This window comes from Streptomyces sp. NPDC059524 (genome assembly GCF_042749255.1).
Classification (GTDB): domain Bacteria; phylum Actinomycetota; class Actinomycetes; order Streptomycetales; family Streptomycetaceae; genus Streptomyces; species Streptomyces xanthii.
In genome coordinates this window covers 1-3,452 of sequence record NZ_JBHYTK010000292.1, presented here as the reverse complement: position 1 = coordinate 3,452, position 3,452 = coordinate 1, and the positions used below count along the sequence as shown (strand labels likewise).

Here is a 3,452-nt window from a genome sequence, read left to right as displayed (position 1 = left end):
GGGTGCGGCTGTCTGGTCCAGAGCCGCCCCCCGCGCCCGTCCCGCTCGCGCGCCCGGGGGGGCCCCCCCCGCCCACGCGGGGCCGCCCCCCGCCCCCCTTCGCGCGTCCCGGGTGAGGACCCTCAGCGGGCCACGCGCGCGGTCACGTACCGGACCGGGACCTCGAAACGGACCCGGCCGTCCTCGCCGCGCAGCGCGTCCAGGGCGGTGATGATGCGCTCGCGCAGCGCGGCGGCCTCCGCCTCGGGCAGGTGCTGCCACAGCAGGCGCATGCCCTGCGTGTGCGACCAGGTGACCCAGGCCTCGCCGGACGGCGCGGTCTGGACGACCGGTTCGTCGTGGATCTCGACGTCGGTGAAGCCCGCCTTCTCCAGGGCGGCCGTCAGGTCCGCGGGGTCCTCCAGCCAGGAGTGCAGCTGCCGGTGCAGGTTCTCCGGGTGCCAGGCCTCGGGGAGGTGCTCCAGCAGCGACATCGGGATGAGGTCGGTGAACAGCGGCGGAAGGAACGGGAAGGTGTCCTTGGTGAACACGGGGCTGGTGAAGCCGATCCGGCCCCCGTCGGCCAGCAGGTCCGCGTAACGGGCCAGCGCGGCACGGGCGTCGGGCAGGAAAATGACGCTGTAGCTGCCGAGGACCAGGTCGAAGGAGCGCGCCGGCAGGTCCGGGTACTCGCCGTCCATGACCCGGACCTCGACGTTCGTGATGCCCTGGCGCTCCGCCTCCTTGCCGGCCTCCTCGATCATGGCCGCGGCGATGTCGATGCCGAGCGCGCTGCCCTCGTCGCCGATCAGCCGGGCGGCGGGCAGCAGAGTGGCACCGAGCCCGCAGCCGACGTCGAGCACCCGCTCGCCGGGCCGCGGCCGCGCCCGTTCGACGAGCCGGCTGCCCATCGGTGTGAAGAACTCGACGTCCAGCCGGTCGTAGGTCGCCGCGGCCCCGTTGAAGGCAGCGGTGACTTTCGTCTTGTACGTCGCGGTCGCGGTCTCGGTGGTCACTACGTCTCCCGGGTTCTGCGGGGCTTCACGGACGACTGTCCGAACCCATCGTGGGAGGCCGTGCCCCAGCGCCGCTGCAGGGCCGCTGGAGGACCAACTGACGTGCGGTCGGGGCCCGTTGGACGCTCCTTCCCCCGGCCGTGCGAGCCCTGGAAGATGCGAACCGATGCCCGACGGACCGTGGGAAAAAGCCGTGGAAGGAAGCCCATGAGCAGCCAGTTCGACGCTGTGCGCCGGATGATAGACGCGTACAACACCGGAAAGACGGACGATGTCGCCGACTACATCCACCCCGAGTACCTCAACCCGGCCACCATGGAGCACATGGACCTGCGCGGTCCGGACTCCTTCGCGATGGCCGTCAAGTGGCTGCGGATGACCTTCTCCGAGCAGGCCCGCCTCGTCGAGGTGTCGCTGGAGGAGAACGGCGAGTGGGTGCGCGCGAACCTCGTCCTGTACGGCACCCACGTCGGCGACCTCGTCGGCATGCCGGCCACCGGGCGCGAGTTCTCCGGCGAGCAGATCCACCTGATCCGCTTCGTCGACGGCAAGATCCGCGACCACCGGGACTGGCCGGACTACCAGGGCACCTACCGTCAGCTGGGCTCGCCGTGGCCCCGGCCCGAGGGCTGGAGGGACTGAGCCATGATCCTGGTGACCGGAGCGACCGGCAAGGTCGGCCGCGAGGCCGTCGAGCAGCTCGTGGCGCTCGGCAAGGACGTACGGGCCCTGAGCAGGAAACCGGCCGAGGCGAATCTGCCGGAGGCCGTCGAGGTGGTGGCCGGCAGCCCCGGCGACGCGGACGCACTGGCCGTCGCGCTCAAGGATGTCGAAGCCGCCCTGGTGATCCTGTCCGGCGACGTCGCGGGGGAGGCCGTCACCTTCGCGGCCGCCGCGAAGGCGGCCGGACTGCCCCGGCTCGTCCTCCTCTCCTCGGGCGGTGTCGAGCATCCGCTGCCGCACGGCATCGCGGACGAGCACCGCGCCGCCGAGGAGGCACTGGAGGCGTCCGGCGCGGGCTGCACGTTCCTGCGCCCGGGCCCCTTCCACGCGAACACCTCCTGGTGGATCAGGACGGTCCGCGAGGAGAGCCGCGTCCGCGACTGGATCGGCAACAACCCCGGAGCGCCGATCGACGAGTACGACATCGCCTCGGCGGCCGTCGTGGCACTGACCGGCGAGGGACACGAGGGCAGGTCGTACCTGCTCACCGGCCCCGAGGTCCTCACCTCCGAGGAGCAGGCACGGATCCTGGGCGACGTCCTGGGCCGCGACCTGGAGTTCTCGGTGGCCCCGCAGGAAGAGGTCGTCGACGTGTTCACCGGGATCACCGGTGACCGCCCGGCCGCGCAGACCAACGTGGCCGCCCTGCACAGCCCCGACGTGCCGTGGTCGAAGGTGAGCCCGGCGGTGCGCGAGCTGACCGGCCGTGACCCCCGCCCCTACCGTGCGTGGGCCGTGGCGAACGCGTCGCTGTTCGCCCCAGGAGCCGAGGAGACGGCATGAGCGAGACTGGCAGCATCGTGCACGACGACGGACCGGTCCTGGTCATCGGCGCCACCGGAGCCCAGGGCGGCGCCACCGCCCGCGCCCTGCTGTCCCGGGGCCGCGCCGTCCACGCCCTCGTCCGTACGCCCGACGCCCCCGCGGCCCGCGAACTCGCCGCCCTCGGCGCGACGCCGGTCCAGGGGGACCTCGACGACGAGGCGTCGCTGCGCGCCGCGATGGACGGCGTGCACGGCGTCTTCAGCGTGCAGAACTTCATGACGAAGGCCGGCCTCGGCGGCGAGGTCCGCCAGGGCCGCGCGGTCGCCCGCGCCGCCCGGGACACCGGCGTCGCACACGTCGTCTACAGCTCGGTGGGCGGCGCCGACCGCCACAGCGGCGTACCGCACTTCGACTCCAAGCGGCACATCGAGCGCTACCTCGACGAACTCGGCGTCCCCAGCACCGTCCTGCGCCCGACGTTCTTCATGGACAACTTCGCCGACCACCTTCCGGAGGTCGTCGACGGCACCCGCGTCGTGGCACTGGCCCTCAAGCCGGACACCCGCGTGCAGTACATCGCGGTCGAGGACATCGGCTGGTTCGCCGCCGAGGCCTTCGACCGGCCGGGGGAGTACCTCGGGAGGAAACTGGAGATCGCCGGCGACGAACTCACCGCCGCCGAGGTCGCCGAGGCCTTCGCCGCCCGCACGGGCACCCCGGCCCGCTTCCAGGAACTCCCCCTGGACATGGTCGCGTCGAACCCGTACATCCCCAACGCGCCCGAGATCGCCCTCATGTTCGAGTGGTTCCAGGATCACGGCTACCAGGCCGACATCCCCGCCCTGCGCGCGGCGCACCCGGGGCTCAAGTCCTTCGAGGCGTTCCTGAAGGACCTCGACCTGTCCGCGTGAGCGGGACCCCGACCGTCCGCCGGGGGGGGCGCCCCCCCCCCCGCGGCCCGCCGGGGGC

The 3,452-nt window shown here is 72.7% G+C and carries 4 protein-coding genes; 3 read left to right on the top strand and 1 reads right to left on the bottom strand.

The genetic code is table 11. The features are described 5' to 3' along the window. Positions 1–122: 122 nt before the first annotated feature. Positions 123–995: a class I SAM-dependent methyltransferase gene (locus ACFW9D_RS38160; protein WP_384630062.1), complete on the bottom strand. Its 873-nt coding sequence runs from the start codon at positions 993–995 to the stop codon at positions 123–125. A gap of 207 nt (positions 996–1,202) precedes the next feature. Here ACFW9D_RS38160 and ACFW9D_RS38155 point away from each other — a divergent pair, with 207 nt between their 5' ends. From ACFW9D_RS38155 to ACFW9D_RS38145, 3 genes are read left to right on the top strand one after another with little or no spacing between them, the layout of a single operon-like run. Next, positions 1,203–1,637 carry a SnoaL/DnrD family polyketide biosynthesis methyl ester cyclase gene (locus ACFW9D_RS38155; protein WP_384630061.1) on the top strand — a complete coding sequence of 145 codons (435 nt, stop codon included), beginning with the start codon at positions 1,203–1,205 and terminating at the stop codon, positions 1,635–1,637. A 3-nt stretch (positions 1,638–1,640) separates the two neighbouring features. After that, positions 1,641–2,501, top strand: a complete 861-nt coding sequence (locus ACFW9D_RS38150) for an SDR family oxidoreductase (RefSeq protein ID WP_384630059.1) — start codon at positions 1,641–1,643, stop codon at positions 2,499–2,501. After that, positions 2,498–3,394, top strand: a complete 897-nt coding sequence (locus ACFW9D_RS38145) for an NmrA/HSCARG family protein (RefSeq protein WP_384630057.1) — start codon at positions 2,498–2,500, stop codon at positions 3,392–3,394. Before ACFW9D_RS38150 ends, ACFW9D_RS38145 begins: the two co-directional genes overlap by 4 nt. Positions 3,395–3,452 lie beyond the last annotated feature (58 nt).

Coding starts and splice junctions, on each gene's coding strand:
- ACFW9D_RS38145 (WP_384630057.1), top strand. CDS start 2,498: ATGAGCGAGACTGGCAGCATCGTGCACGACGACGGACCGGTCCTGGTC.
- ACFW9D_RS38155 (WP_384630061.1), top strand. CDS start 1,203: ATGAGCAGCCAGTTCGACGCTGTGCGCCGGATGATAGACGCGTACAAC.
- ACFW9D_RS38150 (WP_384630059.1), top strand. CDS start 1,641: ATGATCCTGGTGACCGGAGCGACCGGCAAGGTCGGCCGCGAGGCCGTC.